12 protein-coding genes are annotated in these 20,120 nt (G+C 40.7%); all 12 read right to left on the reverse strand.

What is annotated here, in order from left to right; translation table 11 throughout:
* The coding region (locus tag D8805_RS10250; RefSeq protein WP_260469908.1) for a KxYKxGKxW signal peptide domain-containing protein at positions 1-3,717 on the reverse strand (3,717 nt) is incomplete at its 3' end.
* A gap of 436 nt (positions 3,718-4,153) precedes the next feature.
* Complete coding sequence (locus tag D8805_RS05945) at positions 4,154-4,330, reverse strand: hypothetical protein (RefSeq protein ID WP_000066117.1); 177 nt, start codon at positions 4,328-4,330, stop codon at positions 4,154-4,156.
* Positions 4,331-4,398: 68 nt separating this feature from the next.
* Positions 4,399-5,727, reverse strand: coding sequence for an accessory Sec system glycosylation chaperone GtfB (gene gtfB, locus D8805_RS05950; protein WP_125416167.1), 1,329 nt, complete (start codon positions 5,725-5,727; stop codon positions 4,399-4,401).
* 27 nt (positions 5,728-5,754) lie between these two features.
* A complete protein-coding gene (gene gtfA, locus D8805_RS05955) occupies positions 5,755-7,284 on the reverse strand; it encodes an accessory Sec system glycosyltransferase GtfA (RefSeq protein ID WP_125416170.1) in 1,530 nt (509 codons plus the stop codon).
* 14 nt (positions 7,285-7,298) lie between these two features.
* Complete coding sequence (locus D8805_RS05960; protein ID WP_125416172.1) at positions 7,299-7,985, reverse strand: hypothetical protein; 687 nt, start codon at positions 7,983-7,985, stop codon at positions 7,299-7,301.
* 255 nt (positions 7,986-8,240) lie between these two features.
* Positions 8,241-9,416 (reverse strand): family 1 glycosylhydrolase, encoded by a 1,176-nt coding sequence (locus D8805_RS05965; RefSeq protein ID WP_125416174.1) that lies wholly within the window; start codon positions 9,414-9,416, stop codon positions 8,241-8,243.
* A gap of 51 nt (positions 9,417-9,467) precedes the next feature.
* Complete coding sequence (locus D8805_RS05970) at positions 9,468-11,945, reverse strand: hypothetical protein (protein ID WP_125416176.1); 2,478 nt, start codon at positions 11,943-11,945, stop codon at positions 9,468-9,470.
* Positions 11,946-12,013: 68 nt separating this feature from the next.
* Complete coding sequence (gene secA2, locus D8805_RS05975) at positions 12,014-14,401, reverse strand: accessory Sec system translocase SecA2 (RefSeq protein ID WP_000851050.1); 2,388 nt, start codon at positions 14,399-14,401, stop codon at positions 12,014-12,016.
* Complete coding sequence (gene asp3 / locus D8805_RS05980; protein WP_001269546.1) at positions 14,391-15,425, reverse strand: accessory Sec system protein Asp3; 1,035 nt, start codon at positions 15,423-15,425, stop codon at positions 14,391-14,393. Before asp3 ends, secA2 begins: the two co-directional genes overlap by 11 nt.
* Positions 15,422-17,002 carry an accessory Sec system protein Asp2 gene (gene asp2, locus D8805_RS05985; protein WP_000724330.1) on the reverse strand — a complete coding sequence of 527 codons (1,581 nt, stop codon included), beginning with the start codon at positions 17,000-17,002 and terminating at the stop codon, positions 15,422-15,424. Before asp2 ends, asp3 begins: the two co-directional genes overlap by 4 nt.
* Complete coding sequence (asp1, locus tag D8805_RS05990) at positions 16,989-18,587, reverse strand: accessory Sec system protein Asp1 (protein ID WP_125416178.1); 1,599 nt, start codon at positions 18,585-18,587, stop codon at positions 16,989-16,991. The genes asp2 and asp1 overlap by 14 nt, the downstream gene beginning before the upstream one ends.
* Positions 18,588-18,593: 6 nt before the next feature.
* The gene (locus D8805_RS05995) at positions 18,594-19,853 is read right to left on the reverse strand and encodes a preprotein translocase subunit SecY (protein ID WP_000680146.1); all 1,260 of its coding nucleotides are present in this window, start codon (positions 19,851-19,853) and stop codon (positions 18,594-18,596) included.
* Positions 19,854-20,120: the final 267 nt, after the last annotated feature.

The raw sequence follows: 20,120 nt of genomic DNA on the forward strand, positions 1-20,120 counted from the left end.
AGCACTTACGCTCGCACTTGCTGAAGCACTTTGGCTCGCGCTTGCTGAGCTTGATGCTGATTGGCTTGCACTGATGCTTGCACTTACTGATGCTGAAGCGCTTTGGCTTGCACTAATTGACGCAGACTGGCTCGCGCTTGCTGAGATAGAAGCTGAGTTCTGGTTGTTAGATGCCGAAGCTGAGGCACTTTGGCTCGCGCTTACTGATGTTGAAGCACTTTGACTTGCTGATACAGAGGCGCTTGCTGATTGGCTAGCTGATACAGATGCTGAGTGACTTGCACTTACTGATGCTGAAGCTGATTGGCTTGAGCTTACAGAAGCACTTACGCTCGCACTTGCTGAAGCACTTTGGCTCGCGCTTGCTGAGCTTGATGCTGATTGACTAGCTGATACAGATGCTGATTGGCTCGCACTGATGCTTGCTGATACTGATGCTGATGCGCTTTGGCTTGCACTTACAGACGCTGAAGCACTTTGACTTGCAGATACTGATGCTGAAGCACTTTGGCTAGCTGATACAGATGCTGAAGCTGAGGCACTTTGGCTGGCTGATACAGATGTGCTTGCTGATTGGCTTGCACTTACTGACGCTGAAGCACTTTGACTTGCAGATACTGATGCTGAAGCGCTTTGGCTTGCAGATACTGATGCGCTAGCTGATTGGCTTGCACTTACTGACGCTGAAGCACTTTGACTTGCAGATACTGATGCTGAAGCGCTTTGGCTTGCTGATACAGATGCTGAAGCCGATTGACTTGAGCTTACTGATGCTGAAGTACTTTGACTTGCTGATACTGAAGCTGAAGCTGATTGGCTTGCTGATACAGATGCTGATTGACTAGCACTTACTGATGCGCTAGCTGATTGGCTTGTACTTACAGACGCTGAAGCCGATTGACTTGAGCTTACTGATGCTGAAGCACTTTGACTTGCAGATACAGATGCTGAAGCACTTTGGCTTGCTGATACTGATGCTGAAGCCGATTGACTTGAGCTTACTGATGCGCTAGCTGATTGGCTTGCACTTACAGACGCTGATGCTGATTGACTTGAGCTTACTGATACGCTAGTTGATTGGCTTGAGCTTACAGAAGCCGAAGCTGAGCGACTTGCGCTAAGTGATGCACTCGCTGAAGCACTGGCTGAACGACTTGAGCTTACAGAAGCTGAAGCTGAGCGACTTGCGCTAAGTGATGCACTCACTGAAGCACTGGCTGAACGACTTGAGCTTACTGATGCTGAAGCTGAGCGACTTGCGCTAAGCGATGCGCTGGCTGAACGGCTTGAGCTTACACTTGCTGAGGCTGAGCGACTCGCACTTAGAGATGAGCTGACTGAGGCACTCTGGCTAGCACTCAAACTTGCTGAGTGAGATTGACCTGCGCTAAGTGAAGCACTCGCTGAGGCGCTTTGGCTTGCTGATACTGATGCTGAAGCGCTTTGGCTTGCTGATACTGATGCTGAAGCTGATTGGCTAAGGGATCCGCTTTCTTTAACATTGATTTGAATGTCCTTAAAGTTAAGCTGTCCTGCTTCGTCAGTAATCTTATATTTAAGTGTTACAGTTCCTGTTCCAGTAGGCGTCCCAGAAATTTGGATAGATGGGATATAGCCAGTTTTACCACCCCCTGATGGAACGGTTTTAGTAGTAACTGTTAATCCAAGTGCTTCTAGTTCTTTCTTACCATGAATCAGTTCAACCGCTTGATCTGCAAGGTAAGGACTTTGCCAAGAACCAACAGACTTGTCTCCTTTGTTATTACCATCATGAACATATAAAGTTTCATTAACTCGTTTACCAACTTCAACTTCAGGAACTAGTGGTTCAGGGGAAGGAGTTAGTGAGTCTTTGCTCTTGTTGATAATTGACTCCTGCGCAGCCTCGGTTACAACTTCTTCTGGACGGCCTAGATAGGTAAAGAATTCAGCATCCTTACCTCCCACTCCATCATTATGTCTGATAAGATAATTAGGATTTTCAGTTTTAACAGTCCCCGTAACAGTGACTTTAGGAACATAGGTAAAATCAGCACGTCTTTCCACTCCTTGAACAAACCTCAAGCCCATCGGTTTGGTCCAACCACCATTACCAGCGTACAAAGTAATAGCATTTCTAGCATCTTGCTCATATCTATACTGTTTATCATTATGGAAATAGTAGGTTTCATTGACTGTATCTCCTACTTTATATTTTGCAAGAGGAGCCAGTGCTTCTTTTTTCCCTTCGGCATCATACGTTACAGCAGGTCCCTTAAACTGAGAAGTAGTGAAGTTCATGAATACGCTGGTTTGAGGAAAGCTACGTCCATCAAAGGTCACATCCAGATTGACACTACTTCTAAGTGGTTTTGGATTATCACTCTTAAAAGTTACATATGGAATATAACGTCCAGGAGCCACTTCCACACGACCTGTTTCCGAGGTAATATTATATTTCTCTTGTGCTTCTTGCCAGTTTCGAGTCTCTAGAGTTGTTCTTGGAGAAAGTCCTGCAGACTCACTATCCTTATATGAACCGTAAGGATATTCGTCCGCATCAAATTGAGACTTATGCATGTAATATGTTACCGAGAAAGGAACACCTGCTCGTCCCAGAAAGACCCGTTGTCTATTTAAACGACCACTTGTTTCTGGAGAATTGATACTATATGGGTCAGTATTTAGAAAGAATGGCTCTTTTGAACCAGTATCGATCGGATTTGCTCTAAATCCAGAATACCCTGTCTTTGGTGCAGTCGCTACAGTATTGTCAACCTTTTGGTTTTTCTCAGCTTGCTTGGTTGTATCCTTGCCTTGGGCTTGGTTCTTATCTGCTACCACACCAGCTGCGATATTGTTGCTAGTTGCTACTACTTGACTACTAAGTTGAGTTGCACTAGACAAAGCATCACCGAGTTTGCTTGATGCTAAGCTAGCTGCAGGTTTGGTGTCGCCATTGAATGATGCTGAGGCAGAAGTTGAGACAGATGCTTGTACTTCTGATCCACTCGTTGCACTAGTGCTCTCAACTAGTGAAGTTGAAGCTTGAGCGCTCGCTGACGCTGATGGTGTAGAGCTTGCTGAGGCAGATGCTTTGGCACTTGCTGAAGCTGATACAGGAGCTGATGTTGATTGACTCGCTGACTCAGATGCTGGAGCAGTTGACTGACTTGCTGATGTTGAAGCACTTGCTGATGTTGAAGCACTTGCAGATGCTGACTGACTCGCTGAGGCAGATTGACTGACTGAAGCTGACTGACTCGCACTCGCTTGAGCCTCAACAGATTGACTGACTGATACAGAAGCTGAAGCAGATGCTTGTTCTGCTTGAGCTTTCTTTACTTCTGCTTGCGCTTGAGCGATGATTGAGTTAGTACTTGTTTCAGTTGTTTCAGCTGCTTTTGGTTCAGCTGCGATGACTGTTTTATCCTTTTCTGTATACTCAGATGTTTCATCCGCATAAACAGTTTGCTCTTGAGTCATCACAAATCCTGCAGCTCCCGCGGCCAGGATTCCTCCTATACCCGCTAGCGTGTTAAAACTAAGGTGTGCGTGATCAAGTTCTTCAGTGTCTGACAGGGTACTAGAGACAACTTCGCCCATCCCACCGATACGGAAGAGATCCAATTGAGAGTTCGAGGCTTTTACCCAGTTTTTACCCGACTTGTAAAGCTTATAACGCTTTTTCTCATCTACGATCTCGAAATCTTTGTTAAACTTTTTACTTCGAAACATTTGTTTCCTTTCTTTTCATCAAAATGCGACCCTTTGTTAACCTCATGATCATTAACAAAGCGTAGTTGCGCTGCCCTCTCAAAACCAGAGATAATCAAACCGCAGTCAGTCTCAGTTTTTATCCCTTTGACTCAGAAAAAGCAGATTCCATCTGGGATATACCAGTTGCTTTTAACTAGTATATACCATTTTCCATTTTATCAAAACAGCTCCTCCTTTTCAAGCAATTATACTCGAAATGACAAATGAAAACACCTAATTTTTACCTAAAATTCGCTTTTAAGGCTCAAATAATTGAAAGCGTTTTATTATTTTTCGACATCTCTACTTTCCCCACCCTTTCACCCTAGTTCAGTTAGACAGGAACAAAAAAACCTTGACGAACAAATCGTCAAGGTTCATCTTTTCTGGAGACCATCTCCATCCAGAAAAGTTCCTAAAAAAAGCGTCCCAACTGCATGAGTAGTGTGACCAAAAGAGTTACGAGAAAGAGAACTCCGCCCAGCACGGCAATCATGCTAAAATCTTGCTTCTCCCTTTTTAGGGGTTTCTTTCGATTATCTAGCTGTTCTCGTATATGTTCTTGTAAAATGCTATTGTCCTTGTTAGACATGTGCTCCTCCTTTTCTGTTGATAGAAAGGAACTTGCTTTCATCGAAAGCAAGCCCTTGTCTTATTAGCTTATAAAATTGCCTTGTAGGCTTCCAGATCAGCCTGATTCGCTGCCTGTTTTTGCTTAGCAAGGGCAGCCTCCATCTCAGAAGGAAGAGAGAGAACTCCCTGAATCTTACCTACCATGGCTGATACATTTTCCACCGGATAAATATGACTTTCTGCAACGAAACGATGATTGTGACAAGTCGTCTCAAAACTGAGAATCAGCATATTATTCTCAAAAGCTGTTCGACTACCATTGAGAATTTCATCACTGATATTGATATCCAGATACAAGTCACAGCGAGCAAAGAGCTCATTCACCTTAGCTGGACGAATATTAGGATAGAGGGAAATATTCGGATAGCGATTTAATTCCATTAAACGACTTGACATCTCAGTAATCGCTCCAATATGGAAATGAACATTTGGTAATTGAGTCAAAAGTGGCTCAATTTGCTCGATTTGGTCACTATTCGTCAGAATCAAAGCTTCTGGATTCATATTATTGAGGCGATGGTATTGATAGAGATAACCAACATTGCGGAAGTAACTCTTCTCTTTTGGTGTCGCAAGCTTGAGGATTTTATCATAAACTTGCTTGTCCTGTACTGCGATACGGATGTTGCGATGAGGCAACTGCATCGCTGCTTTCATGTTACCCGGCAACTCCTCTCCAATTGGCTCCTGCCAGAAGAGAATATCCTCTGCTCGTCCTTCTTTCGGAGTCAGACCAACAGCTACTAAAAATGGTGTTGCTAGAGAGTTGTAGATAATGCGATCTGTATCATATCCACGATATCGCAAGTAAAAGATTACAAACTCTTGCTTAGAATTAAAAATATGGCGTTTTCCATCAAGAGTTAAGACAATATCCTCTGTTAAATGATTTTCCATAATCACCGTCACGTTATCCTGATTAAAGTAGCGTGTATGAGTTGGACGTTGGGCATCATCATAGGTAATCTGTGCAAAGAGACGTCCCTTGCGATTGTAAATGTCCGCAGCACGTACACGGCCTTGATCATCCAACCACTCGACTGCACGCACACGACGTTCGTGTGTTGGTTGACGGTAAAAGATATTGGCACGTTTCTTACCCATATCTAAGATTTCACCATTAACATTACTCGAGCGGATTTCCCACAAATGAGGCCTTGGAACAAGGTTAAAATAAAGAGGTAGATCGTCCTCTGAAGCCACATCTCCAGTAAAGTAACTGTAAGGCGACTCAACATCAGGTGCGAGGTAGCCATCGTCTCGGATCACGACAACAGGGCAGTCTAGCCCAGCTGCCTTAAGTGAACGTAACAAATCAAAACTCGCTTGATCATAGCGTTCAAATAAACAAATCATAGTGTTTATGCCTTTCTTTTCGAATCCCTACTGATGCTGTGCAGATTGAACAAGATCATACCAACGCTGGGCAATATGTTCATCAAGATATGGTTCTGCCACCTCGTAGGACACACGGGATAGATCTTCTTGGGAATGTTGAGTAAATAGCTGGACAATCTTTTCTGCGTATTCCGTTGTCATTGCATCCAGATCATCTGGACGCGCCTCAGGAATCAAGTAGCCATTTTCCCTATCACGGATAAAGGTTGGATTTCCATAACGTACATCAAAACCAATAATTGGCAGACCAGAACCAACCGCCTCTAACAAGGTCAAACCAAATCCTTCACTTGTGGAGGCAGAGAGGTAAGCAGAGTAATTTCGATAAACATCTGCCATGTGGTGATGCCCCATCAGACGGATATACTCTCCTGCATTTAACTCATGAATCAACTGCTCCAACATAGCTCTTTCGCCACCCGTACCATAGATATCAAAAGTGATTTCAGGTAATTGCTCATGTGCCTTCACTACAGAGTGAATCAACCAATCGATATGTTTTTCACTGGCCAAGCGCGAAGCTGTAATCAATCCAAACGGCTTGCGCTCTCCTTCTGGATGACGCAATTGATCCAAACTTCCCACCGGAATAGTCAAGATTTCCTTTGGTTTGATGGTTGTATATTGAGCGAATTGTTCTTTGAGTAGGTTCGTTTGCGCATCGGTCGAGTTAATGATATAGTCCACTTCGTCAGCATATTCGAACTGATACTCATAATAGTTATTCCATAAAATATAGTCTTTCTCAGCAGGATTTTCACTAAAGTGGTCTGCATGAACGATTACGACTAGCTTTGCAGCGCCCTTATTAGCAAAGATAGCTTGACCAATATCTGTCTCTCGGTCTAAGATCAATAAATCTTTGTCCGTCAGAGACAGACTTCTCATAAAATGCGCGACAAACTCTTGCTTAGAATAGAAAACATGATTTAGGAAACGATAGACTTGCGTCTCCTGTCTACCATCGACTTCATTGATGATTTCTTCATAAGCCACACTGCCATCTTCATTGAGCCAGGTACGTTGATATAATTGCGCATGACCATTCATCGGACTAAAATACTCGATAAAATTCTTCGTATAAGTGTAGTACTCTTTTTGAATCAAACAACCACGCGAAACAATTTCAGCGCGCTCAATCAACTCTTTGTCCATATCACAGGCATAACAAGTCACAAAATCACCATCACCAAATACTAGTCGGATCGTCTTCATATCGGTGTCGCGGATAATTTCGAGGGGCTCTTTATCGAAACTCGCTAAGACCTGTGCTAGCGTATAGGTCGTCGGTGCAATTTTGACATCTGTAAAATGCTGATAAAGCCAGATAACCTCAGAATCTTCAAAGCCGATATTCTTTGTCAAATGTTCAATATTATCAGCAGATATAAAATCCATAAAGATGAACTTCGCTTCTAAGCCAACACTACGAAGCAATTTTGCACGGTAGATCTGCGCATATTCTACACCGCTACTCGCCCAGCCAATCCCCAAATTGATGTTATAAATTGTCATATTTGATTATCCTCTTACAAAAAGTTATCTCGTTTAATTCTCGAAAGACGTTTGATTCTCTTGCCCTTATCATCGTCGAACTTATCTTCGTCTTTCTTTTTGGGTTTTGCGCGACGTGAAGTGATGTGGCTGACAGAGATGGCACTATCTGTTCCTGTTTTTGCAAGGGGTTGTTCGAGATGGATTTTCTCACCCTCAGGCACCACCTCTTCTTTCTCCTTAGCAACTTCCTCTGGTCTATCAAGTTCTTTACGTAATTCTTGAATTTTTTTGATATCTTTTGGTTTGCCATCGATATCGTCCAGTTCTAGAAAATCATCAATTCGACTAATAATATTTTTAATTTTTTCTTTTTGTAAATTATACAATCTCTCAGCCTCTGCCCGTTTTTTTGTCAGAGTATCGATTTCTTCGAGAATAGATTCCCTCGTATCCAAGTAGTCTTTTTGTGCTTTTTCTAAAACTTCTTTAGCTTCTTTTTCAGCCCTATCATGAGCCTCAATAACAAGAGATTTGGCATAAATGACTGCTTCACCAATCTCTTTTTCTTGATTCTTCATAGAGTCGATTTTTTTACGTAGGGACTCGATTTTTTCATTCTTCTTTTGAATTTCACGATCGAACCCTTCCTCTAATGCTTCGATACAATCTTCGACTTCCTTAGCACGGTAGTTACCGAACAATGTTTTCTTCAGTCTCATTTTGCTCCCTCTATTCCTTACTTATTCTGATTTACACCACTACTCCCCATTGTAGCATAAAATAGCGTAAATTGCCATTCTTTTCTAAGCTCCAAATAAGGAAAATATTCTGAGGCACTATCAAGCAAAACCCGAACTTAGCTTAAAGTCCATCTATTTCTAAAAAAATGTCTGATTGATAGATCAGACATTTTCAAAAGTAAAAATACGAACACTACTTCTAGGGTAGAAGAAATTCAGTTATTACTTCCTATTTTAAAAATTTAGTTCCGTCCAAGTAAGTGGTGTATAGCCAAGTAATTCCACACCATCATACTCGACTGTTTTCACGATTTCTTGGATGTTTGTTTTCAATTCTTCAGTTGCTACACTATTTGAATCATCCAAGACCACATCATCTTCCACGACGAAGAGTGGTTTTTGGTAACGATCATAAAGATTGTTCATCACGAGACGAAGTCCCACAGAATCTATGCGATTTTGATTTTGACCATTATTTGCATATTTGTTGATAAAAACTTCTTGGGAATTGCTTGATGCATAATAACTGAAGCTGACAAAGTCAATTTTCCCATCTCTTAGAACAAAGAGGTCGTCGTTTTCAATATCCAAGGCGATTTGATCACGTTCTAAACGACGCAAAAAGTGATTTGGGTAGTATCCACGAACTTGCACGTCTGTAAACAAATAATTTTCCCTATCTTTGACTTCTGCTTCCATTACATCAATAGCATTTTCAGTTTGCTGACTGTAGTTTTTACTAACAACCATCATCCCACCAAACTGAAACTCTGGGTTGATTGTTTTTCCGAGCTTGATTGCACGTGCAGAAGCAACTAATTGATAATGAGCTGCTTGCCAAATCACCTGTTCTTGATTGTCATCTGCTCCAAAAGACAATCCTCCACCAAGAAACGGCAAATGGTGCAAAACGTTGAACTCATTGAAGGTAATCCAATACTTCACTTTGTCCTTAAAGTACTGAAAGACCGCTTCTGCATAACGCTCAAAGAGTTCAATCATCTTGCGGCTTTTCCAAGCTCCATATTTTTCGTATAGATTCAGCGGAAGGTCAAAGTGACTCAAGGTCACAATCGGTTCGATATCTTTTTCTAATACGTCATCGATGATTGCTTCATAATATTTCAACCCCTCTTCACTCGGCTGCAGCTCTTCACCATTTGGAAAGATGCGTGCCCAAGAAATCGAGATTCTATAGGCATTAAAACCCATTGATTGAATTAAATTCAGCTCTTCCGTATAATCTCTCTGAGCTACTGAAGCAAATCTCCCTAGGATATCATAAGATCCTAAAGGTACATTTTTATAGTCAACTGTTCCATTCAAAACTTCTATCCGAGATTGGTCAACTGGTAGTACATCTGTAGTACCCAAACCTTTGTTACTATTTGACATCATATTTCTAATCATAGCGACTCCTTTTAATTTTTATTATTTCTATTTAATGATTGCAAGTTCTATTTAGGATGATTTCTCATCTTCCTTTTTTTGAGTAATAGCAGCCAAACCAGACAATTCACTTGCAACATTTCTTAAGTCACGTGCTAGGGGCTGCGAACCTGGTTTGAGTAGGTGGTAGAGTTGGCGTTCTGTCATCCTTAAATTTGTACCATTTGATTCTGAATAGTGAGACAGATGTTTCAGAGAGTCTTGCAAATCTATATTCTTTATTGATTCTTCTCTATTTTCAAGCTCCTGTTGCTCCTCAGCAATATGTGCTTGAGACAATTCTTCTTCAGAAATTTCAGGTGTCATCACTTCTTGCACTTTTTGCTGGTGAGTTAGAGGGCTCATATCCAGTTCAGAGAGGCTCTTATACAGGCGCTCCGAAGCATGCAGGTCATGCGCGAATACTTCTGTCTCCGCCACACTCTGTCTATAGGAACCAAATTCTGATTCTAACATACTATAGGATTGAGATAGGGATGCTTTCCTGAAACTCACCGAATCAGCTACACTCTGACTTTGACTTAAAGATTCAGATATTTGTTGACTTTGACTTAAGGATTCGGACTCACTGAGATAGAGGATTTCGCTCAAACTTAACGACTCGGACTCAGAAAGTAGATGAGAAATCATCTCACTCAAGGAATGAGATTCGGAAATCGATTCCCATTCGCTCTGGCTTAGGCTATAGAACTCAGACTCGGAAACACTCTGACTTGCTTGTTCTGATTCGGAATAGCTCCACCACTCTGATTCTGAGTGACTTTGAGATTCGGAAATCGATTCCCATTCACTCTGACTCAAGCTATAAAACTCAGACTCGGAGACACTCTGACTTGCTTGCTCCGATTCGGAAAAACTCCACCACTCTGATTCTGAAGAGCTTTGGGATTCGGATATGGATTCCCATTCACTCTGACTCAAGCTATAGAACTCGGACTCAGAGATACTCTGACTCGCTTGTTCCGATTCGGAATAGCTCCACCACTCTGATTCTGAAGAGCTTTGGGATTCGGATATGGATTCCCACTCACTCTGACTCAGGCTATAGAACTCGGACTCAGAGACACTCTGACTTGCTTGTTCTGATTCGGAATAGATCCACCACTCTGATTCTGAGTGGCTTTGAGATTCCGAAACGGATTCCCACTCACTCTGGCTCAGGCTATAGAACTCGGACTCGGAATAGCTCCACCACTCTGATTCTGAGTGGCTTTGGGATTCGGATATGGATTCCCACTCGCTCTGGCTTAGGCTATAGAACTCAGACTCGGAAACACTCTGACTCGCTTGTTCCGATTCGGAAGAACTCCACCACTCTGATTCTGAGTGGCTTTGAGATTCAGAAATCGATTCCCACTCACTCTGGCTTAGGCTATCGAACTCGGACTCGGAAACACTCTGGCTCGCTTGCTCTGATTCGGAAGAGCTCCACCACTCTGATTCTGAGTGACTTTGGGATTCAGATATGGATTCCCATTCACTCTGGCTCAGGCTATAGAACTCCGACTCTGAGACATTCTGACTCGCTTGTTCTGATTCGGAATAACTCCACCACTCTGATTCTGAAGAGCTTTGGGATTCGGAAATCGATTCCCACTCACTCTGACTCAGGCTATAGAACTCAGACTCGGAGACACTCTGACTCGCTTGTTCCGATTCGGAAGAACTCGACCACTCTGATTCTGAGTGACTTTGGGATTCGGATATGGATTCCCACTCACTCTGACTTAAGCTATAGAACTCTGACTCGGAAATACTCTGACTTGCTTGTTCTGATTCGGAAGAACTCGACCACTCTGATTCTGAGTGACTTTGGGATTCGGATATAGATTCCCACTCACTCTGACTCAGGCTATAGAACTCAGACTCGGAGACACTCTGACTGGCTTGTTCCGATTCACTCAAGGAAAGGGACTCGGAGACACTAGGATTTTGATCATAAGAAAGGGACTCGGAGTATGCAATACTTTCACTCAAAGAGAATGCATCCGTATCCTGACAAAGGGACTCCCCTGTCAAATGCTCAGAAACAGAGAGGCTATCAACCAAGGAAAGGGACTCAAATTCAGATTCTGAAGAAGAGACCACTAATGAGTAGTTCTCAGACATGGACTCTCGAAGCGAGAATCCTTTTGCTGATATACTCTGGCTAAACGACTCACTGTACGAATCTGCGACAGAAAGGCTGAGGGAAGCTAAAGCGCTAGTTGACAAGCTCTGACTAACATTCCTTATCAAGTCAGCCACTCCCAAACTGTTCCTTTCCTGAAAGTCTTCTAAGGCTTCCATGACAGAAACTGATTCTGTTGGTAACTCAAGATCTTCACTAGCACTCAGAATAATTTCCTTTTGCTCTTTGAGTTTTCGACTGACGGGCTTTGATTTAGTTGCATCCAGGCTACGGTAATCACTATCTTCCCTACCCTTTTGCTTAAACTTTGATATCAAACGTTTAAATCCCTTTAGCTCTTCGTTATTATTTTTGCTCATAATATGATTTTCTCCAAAAATACAGTTATATCATCATTATAAAGTCTACAACAGAATCTGTCAAAGTATTAGCCAAAGAAAACTTCTAACTTCCCAGAAGGCTTAATATTAATGTAACTCAATGCCATGTTTTTTATAATGTTTAGATTTATATCTGCATTCATTCTTTTGTATGATTTAAAAGCTTCTTTATGAAACTCAAAGACAGGATTTTTTTGGGCATACCCTTGACTAGACACCAAACCTTGAAATTGCTGTAAATAGTCAACTTGCTCAACCCAACAGTCATCTATCGCTCTCAAAACGACAGTTCGTTGAAATTGATTGAACAACTCTGAATCCTTGATTTTATCTTTTTTCTGCTGGTATTCTGAAACAAGGAGGTCAGATAAAAACTTTTTAACTTGCCGTAAATCCGTGACATCTAGATCATCTGGAATATCCTCGCAGTAATAACTAATGTTATCCAAAACAAAGCGAAATAAATCCGCCCGCTCTTTAAACGGTGTTTTACTTGTATAAATATCCACTGCATCCGATAGGATAGACAAGAAATAAGTCAAATCAAAGTCTGGATGAGAGATGAGCTTATTACGCTTATTGTAGATAATCTGTCGCTGAATACGGATACTTTCATCATATCGTTCCGTTGAACGTCTGGAAGCCGCTGACGCGTTATCACTATTCTTCTGAGCCTCTTCAACCGCATGTCTAATACGACGAGAGGTCAAATGAATCTTTTGTTTTTCCTCTGGTTTTGCAATTTCTTTGTGATAGTACTCACTAATCCATTTGCTACCAGACTTAGAAATAAGATCATCCTCAAGAGAAATAAAGAATTTGCTCAACCCTGGAGCGCCTTGTCGTCCGGCACGACCGCGAAGCTGCAAATCCACTCGCTCACTGGACATTCTCTCTGTTCCAACAACAGCAAGTCCACCCAACTCAGCAACCCCTTCTTCCAAGATAATATCTGTTCCACGACCTGCCATTGATGTTGCTACCGTCACTGCAGAACGTCTACCAGCCAGGGCGATCATCTCAGCCTCTTTCGCTGCATTATGGGCGTTCAACACATTATGGGCGATTCCCTCTTGGAGTAAGAGCATAGAATAAATCTCAGACATGCCAACTGATCCTGTCGCAATTAAAACTGGCTGACCTTTTTTATGTAATTTTTTGATATACTCCAATGAAGCATATAATTTTTGAGGAATCGTAAGATAGATTTCATCTGGATAATCAATTCGTAAATTGGGTTTTCGCGTAGGAACAACTACGACTCCCAAGTCGTAAACGTCTCTGAACTCATCCTCACAAACTTTACCAGTACCCGTCATCCCTGCTAATTTGGGAAACATTCTAAATAAATTTTGATAGGTAATAGAGGCCATCGAACGCGTTTCCAATGTGATTTTCACACGTTCTCTGGCTTCTAGTGCTTGGTGCAGTCCTGATTGGAGTTTATTTCCTTCCAAGAGACGTCCTGTCGCCTCATCCATCAGTTTAACTTCGCCATTATCCACTGTGTACTGACGATCTTTTTCAAATAAGTGGTTAGCTCTCAAAGCTAGGTTAATTTGACGAATGAGCTGGTAATTATCTGGATCATAGGCATTCTGAACGCGGAAATAAACCTCTGCTTCCTTTACTCCTTTTCTCGTCAACCATACAGACGTCCGAGTGGAGTCTAAATTAAAATCTTCCCCTTCTTTTAGAGTTTTTACAAATTCATCACACGAGAGAAAGAGGTTGGATTGAACCCGAGGAGAACCTGAAATGATTAGAGGCATCTGCGCACTATCTAGCAAGGCTGCATCTACTTCATCGACCAAACAAAAATAAAATTTGGGCAAAAATTTCTTTGATTGAGATGTCGCCAAGTTTTCTTCTAGGTAATCAAACCCTAACGCACTATGTGTTGTATAGACAATATCATTCTTATAGATTTGTTGTTTTTGAGGAATTTTAAGTTTTTTTGTCGGATCGTCCGAGACACCAACCCCAACTGTCATTCCTAAAAATCGAAAAACGGGTGCCATTTGTTTAGCATCACGCGCTGCCAAATATTCATTGGCCGTGACTAGGATTGTACTTTTTTCCGTCAAAGCATTTAGGTATAAAGGAAGGATAGCTGTCAAGGTTTTTCCTTCCCCTGTTCTCATTTCTGCAATCTGATTGTCTTGCATAACCAAGGCCCCTAAAACCTGAACATCATAAGGATATAATCCTAATACACGCTTGGCTGCCTCACGAATGGTTGCATACGCTTCCGGCAAAATGGACTGCAAACTTTCTCCTCCAGAAAGGCGTTCTTTAAACCATTTTGTCTGAGCTTGCAGTTTCTCATTTGACATAGCTGCATAACTATCAGATAGTTTATTAACCTTCTCCAAAATCTTTTTGTAACGCATTAGTTTATAGGAGTTGGTCAAATTGAATCGTTTAGTTTTCATTCTCTCTCATCCACTCTTCAATCTTTTCCAAGTCAATCGCTTGAAGTAAAAATGACTTATCTAATAAATATTCAATGTTTGCTAGTTCACGTGGTCTAGTCTTCAAGTCCGCATATTCCTTAACTTTTGTCGGATTAAATTGCTGTAGCAATAATTCTTTAAAAATAGGCGGATTTACTCGATTACGGTAACGTTCCAGCAAGCGTTGATAGTCTAGTTCGCTTAAAAACTCATCCGTCACAAGAGCGTATGAATTTCCAAATTGTTTGGAGTAATGCAAGGCCGCAATATTAGAAATCGCTCCATAACCAACAAAAGCCACTTTTTCAAAAAGATGCTCTTGCGCTAATTCTTCAATCGTTTCAAGCAAGGTTTCGTAAAAACGTTCCTCCATGTATAGGAGCGCTTCTCTATAAGACGAATTAACAATCAATACATTTGAGAAATGTTCACGAACACGTTCTGGAATAAAACCTGTTCGATTGAGTTCAGGTTCAGTAAAGCAAACATACATCGTTTCTTTCTCGGAATCCTGATGAAGCAAATCAGAAATCCAGTAGCGATCCACTGTATAATCCGCCAACTGCTCCTCAGCAACATAAATCCCTTCAAAAAGGAAGCGATGACAACCCGAGCTGACTAACTGCACCTTATAATATTGTGTATTATCTGGAACGCATACGCTGACTCTCTCTCCCTGTTTAATGATCTGATTCGAAATTTCTTCATCTCGAGCATCCATAAATTCAACTTTTAAGTATGTTGAATTTTCTGGGATGGTTTCTATATGACTGCCAAAAATATAGTTTTGCCCACGTTTCAATTCAGGAAGCTGACTCGTATTGCGTAAGGCCTGATAGTTTGCCCGTGAATGCCATTCATGAATAACTGTCCCCGAAGGCATGAACTGGTTTTCATACAAAACATGACCACCATCTAACAGTTTGACAGATGAACCGTATAGATACTGAGATATGCTTTGGATATCCCAATAAGCAAAATAGACTTCTTCCTTGTATCTCACGATTTAAACTCCCTTTCAAAACTATTCATTAATAGCGTTTTATATTGATTAAAGAACCATTCGACAATACCTTGTGTATCGTCGTTGTGTCGTCCAGTCAATCCCTTACTGATAACGCTGACGCGGTAATCTCGCTGTCCTAACTCATCCAGCATATCGGGATAGGCCGACATATCATAGTCATCTTGATACATAAAGGAGATAATGAATTTTGTTCTTGAGAAATCAGCTGACTCAAAAGCCGTCCAGAAACGTTCGTTAAGCTGAGCTGTAGCTTCACTTGATAACTCCCCTATTGTGCGGTACACCAAATCCAGTGACGTTGGAAATCCTCCCGGACGAATAGTTGACTCATTTTCTGCCATATCTCCTAAGTTGACAAGAGGTTTTCCGACAATGACGGCATGAGGTTCCAACTTAGAACTATAGTAAAGGGCGCCAAAAGTCCCCATTGATAAACCTGACAAGGTCAGTTGTTCCTTCGTAAAACCAAGTTCATCTAAGCAGTTATGAACCACTTGGAGAAGTTTTTGTTCCAGCTCCTCCGATCCAAGATAGAAAGCGCCCCCCTCTGAACGCGGATCCCCTACTAGTAAGAATGGCGATTCCAAATTATTCATCATCCAGTATCCCTCGAATCCCTCTGCGGGACGGTACCCTGAAAAATAGATGTTCAACGGTGGTTTCAAATCTCCTGGATGGAAGAAATAAATCAGTTCTTCTCTATTTTTATCGCTAATTCGTTTTCCTCCGACTAACAAGTCTCCATAGCCTAGATGGGAGTCTCGATAGTGGCAGGGACCAAGTTTTACAATTCCTTGTCCTTTTGCTTGAATGCTGATACTCAAATAATACGAATCATTTACATCTAACGTCAGAGATCGGTCAAAGCTCGTTTCATCATAAATCCATTCTTGCATGGGAGAATTTCCAGCTGGAAAACCTTTAACAACGTAGCGGATTGAACAACCTTCTGAAACCCTGAACTCAGGCCACAGATCTAAAGGCATTTCCCCACTCAGAAAAACATTATGTTGATAGGTCGCAATAGTCTGATAATCCTCGCCGTATCGGCCACACAAACGAAGGTAATTTGTCCCTTCATAACTGACTTGCCCCTCAAAAGATGGTGCAGCGACTAGATGATTAACACTTAGTTTCGTTCCATTTTGCTTGGAGAAAAAACCACGTGAAAATATATGTAGCATCTGCTCTGGATTTTCAAAATTTGTTTTCACAGCTTTTTTACGCAAAAGAAATCGTTCCAGCGTTTTTGTAGTGATTTGACAACGCTCATGATAGAACAGACGGTAAACCTGAATTTTCTGATCCAAGATAGTGACATACTCTAAATATTCAGCAGTATCTACCAACACGACATCAAACGGTCTGTCTACTTTTTTCTTCTTTTTTTTCCCGTTTTCCGCCTCAACTTCTCTATTTAAGATCCCGATATCTTCTGGCAATAAAGAGACGATGTCTTCTGGTTTGACAAATGTCCATTTTATATTACTAGGAATTTCATATTGCTCCTGCCAATTTTCATCAGCAATTTGCAAAACACTAATTTTTTTCATTTCCTTTTAATTCCTTTATGGTATTTTTCCACATATCGACAATCTCACCCCTTGTATACTGTTCAATCTTCTTGACTGAGTGAACTAGAGATTGATTCCAATGTTCTAAGTTTGTGAGGTAGTATAAGAGTGCCTCTTCAAAATCTGAAATATCATCTAGAATCCAACCATTTTCTCCATGCTTCACATAAGAAGAACTATACAAGTTAACCTGAGGGATCCCTCCACTAATGCCAGCGATTTGAGTCAACACATCAGCTGGAGTTCCCAAATCTAGTATAATACGAACGTACTTCAGAACTTTAATCAAATCGCTATCGCTATGAATGGTCTCAATATCAATCCGTTCGCGAACAATCTCCTCTTCATCATCAAGAACTCGGTTCTCACCTCTCGCTCTCTTCTCTTTATCAACAAAAATCAATTCTTGTTCATATTCTGGCTTAAGAGATCGATAGCTTTCTAGTACCTGTTTTATATAGGCCTCTCGACCAAAATCCTGACTTTGTGTTCCAACCAGCAAGTCAATCCATTCATTTTTCAACATCATTTCAAACAAAGTCGTAAACACATATTGAATTTGATCCGCTGGTAGATTGTCGTAATTGACGTAAACAATTAACTCTTTTTTTCTTTGACTATGTCCTAAGTTTAGATGAGTATCATAAGGCGGAATCTCATAAAAGCCCGGCAACTGTTCTAGATCCATATTAGCTGCCATCGTTTCAATTTTATTTAAACTATCAACAACGAAGAACGGCGTGTCTGTCAAATCCGTTAACAACTGCTCTTGGTTTGTGATTGGATAGCGATCTCCAAAAAAAGACAAAATAACATAATGATTTTCCTTAATCTTTTGGAAAAAGTGATTGTGCTGCACATCTGACGAAATCACAATCGTATCATCCTTCGTTAACGTAGAAGTTAGATACTGATCTAATTTTTCATTGATCAATTCTTCAATATCTTGGTAAACTTCTTTTGCAAATGTAGCCTGTGCCTCAGGGTTGATAAGTACTTGATGATTTTCTGTACCCAAAAATTCCCTAAACTGCCATGTACCTTGTAAATTTAAATAATCTTGGTAGTAAGGTTGATCATTTTCAAAATAGATGATACTTGAAACAAATCCACGATCATCAAAAATTAGCTGATGATTTGTCTGCCCACCCTCAAAATAAGTAATATCAAAAAAATTACCTGTTTGTGAAAAGTTAATTTTAGCATAGTGTTCTTGATTTAAATATACCTCAATCATAAAAGGAGTATAGAAGAATTCTACTCCTTGAGGCCATTTAATATCTTCCAGACGAATTTTACGTACAGATACATCCGTCAGACCTTGTATGGTATCAAATAGATTCCATACAGTTTCTGGCAATATTCTTTGCTGATAAAGAAAGGTTCGAATATGTGGTGAATAGTTCAAAATCAGAGTGGTATTTGCCTCTCCTGATTGCTGAAACATTCGCAGCAAATTCACCGCATCATCAAACATCATATTTTTAGACACGTAATAGAAAGGCAGGGTGGTAGAATACCATTTCCGATCTTGTCTATACCAAGATGGTACAAAGTAAAACATATCCCTCTATTCTCCTTTAAATTCTAATTCTTTGTGGTAGTAAGTCCCAATTCTCAAGATACGTATTTCTTCATGCAAAGGCAAGAGCATACTGACTAAAATGATCAATGTACTTGGTATAGTCAAAAGCAAATTTGGAAGAGGTAGGAAGAAATTAATGAAATAGGGTAAACCAATAAAAACGATCAGGTAGAGTGCTCCTACGTTAGATTGTAAGGAAATGTAATGTTTCAAAACTTTTAAAGTTGCTTTCCCAGGCTGGATATAATCTAGGTATTCTCCTTGACGTTGTAAACGTTTCGCTGTTTCTTCTGGTTCTAAGTTGATATAGGCAAATAAAATTGCAAGAAGATAGATAGCAAGCAGGTAAAAGGCTAAACTTAGGGGTTTTGTAAAGTCAAATAAACTACCAAAATTTTTTGTAAAACCATGTCCAAACCAGTCTAATACCAACTGAAGCAACATAATAACACTCGAGGCATACATAATAGGCATTCCCCCAGAGGGAAGAAATTTGATAGGGAGGTAAGATTTGCCATAGTAACGACTACTTAACATGACTCGATTTAGAGGCAAACGAATTTCAGCTCTCTCGCAGACCACGGCAATATAGCCCAAGAGCAAAAATGAGATCGCCGCACCTACTAGAAAGGCTAATCCTTCTTTAGAAAAAACAGATTGTCCTATCAATACCACTAATTGGTTAGCAAATTGTAGCAGAATTCCTGAAATAATAATAATTGTCTGCCCGCCTACTCCCTTGCTAACATTCAAACCAGCCAACCAGATAATAACAAAGCTTCCTGCTACAACAGTTGCTAGTACAGCCATATTATAAATCCAATCATCTACAAGAAGTAAAAAGCGTCCATTTTCCGAACGAGCCGTGTACATAACAGCTATCCCTTGTAACACGGAAAAAATCAAAGTGAGAATCTTTTGAACAAAATCCGCTTTTTTCAATGACCAGGATTGGATATTCCAACTTTTATTCAAGTTGATGACCTGCCAGACAATCATCGTTGTAATCCATGGACCTAATCCTAGAGAAAACATGGAAATCTGAGAGACATCTACTCCTGCCAAGGAATACAAATAGGCCAAGGGATTTTGCTCAGTTATTTGCGAAAAACCTGTATTGCCATTGTATCCTGGAAGTAAAATATGGCGACCAAGTAAATAGATCGCAATGATCAAAATTGTAAAAATTGCTCTTCGGAAAAAAATACTTGTTCGTTTCTGTTTCTTAAGACCGAAATGTTTCATCTGTCATCCTTTATTCTTTATATTTAGCAAGTCTTGCGATCATTTTCTAGCAATGTTCATGCACCATCGTAACAGCAAGACAACCCAAGAAAACAGGCTCATCCCACTGATAATCAAGATAGGATTAACTGGCTTACCATGATATTTCACCTACGAAATACAGGAGCACCTCATGAGTGTAAATCTACTTGGAGCTTCTCTTCTATCCTTGAATATTTTCATGTGAGAACACCTGTTCTTCCATTTTTTCTATTTGAACATTATCAA

It is taken from the genome of Streptococcus oralis subsp. dentisani (assembly GCF_003944205.1).
In the GTDB taxonomy this organism is placed as follows: domain Bacteria; phylum Bacillota; class Bacilli; order Lactobacillales; family Streptococcaceae; genus Streptococcus; species Streptococcus oralis_BH.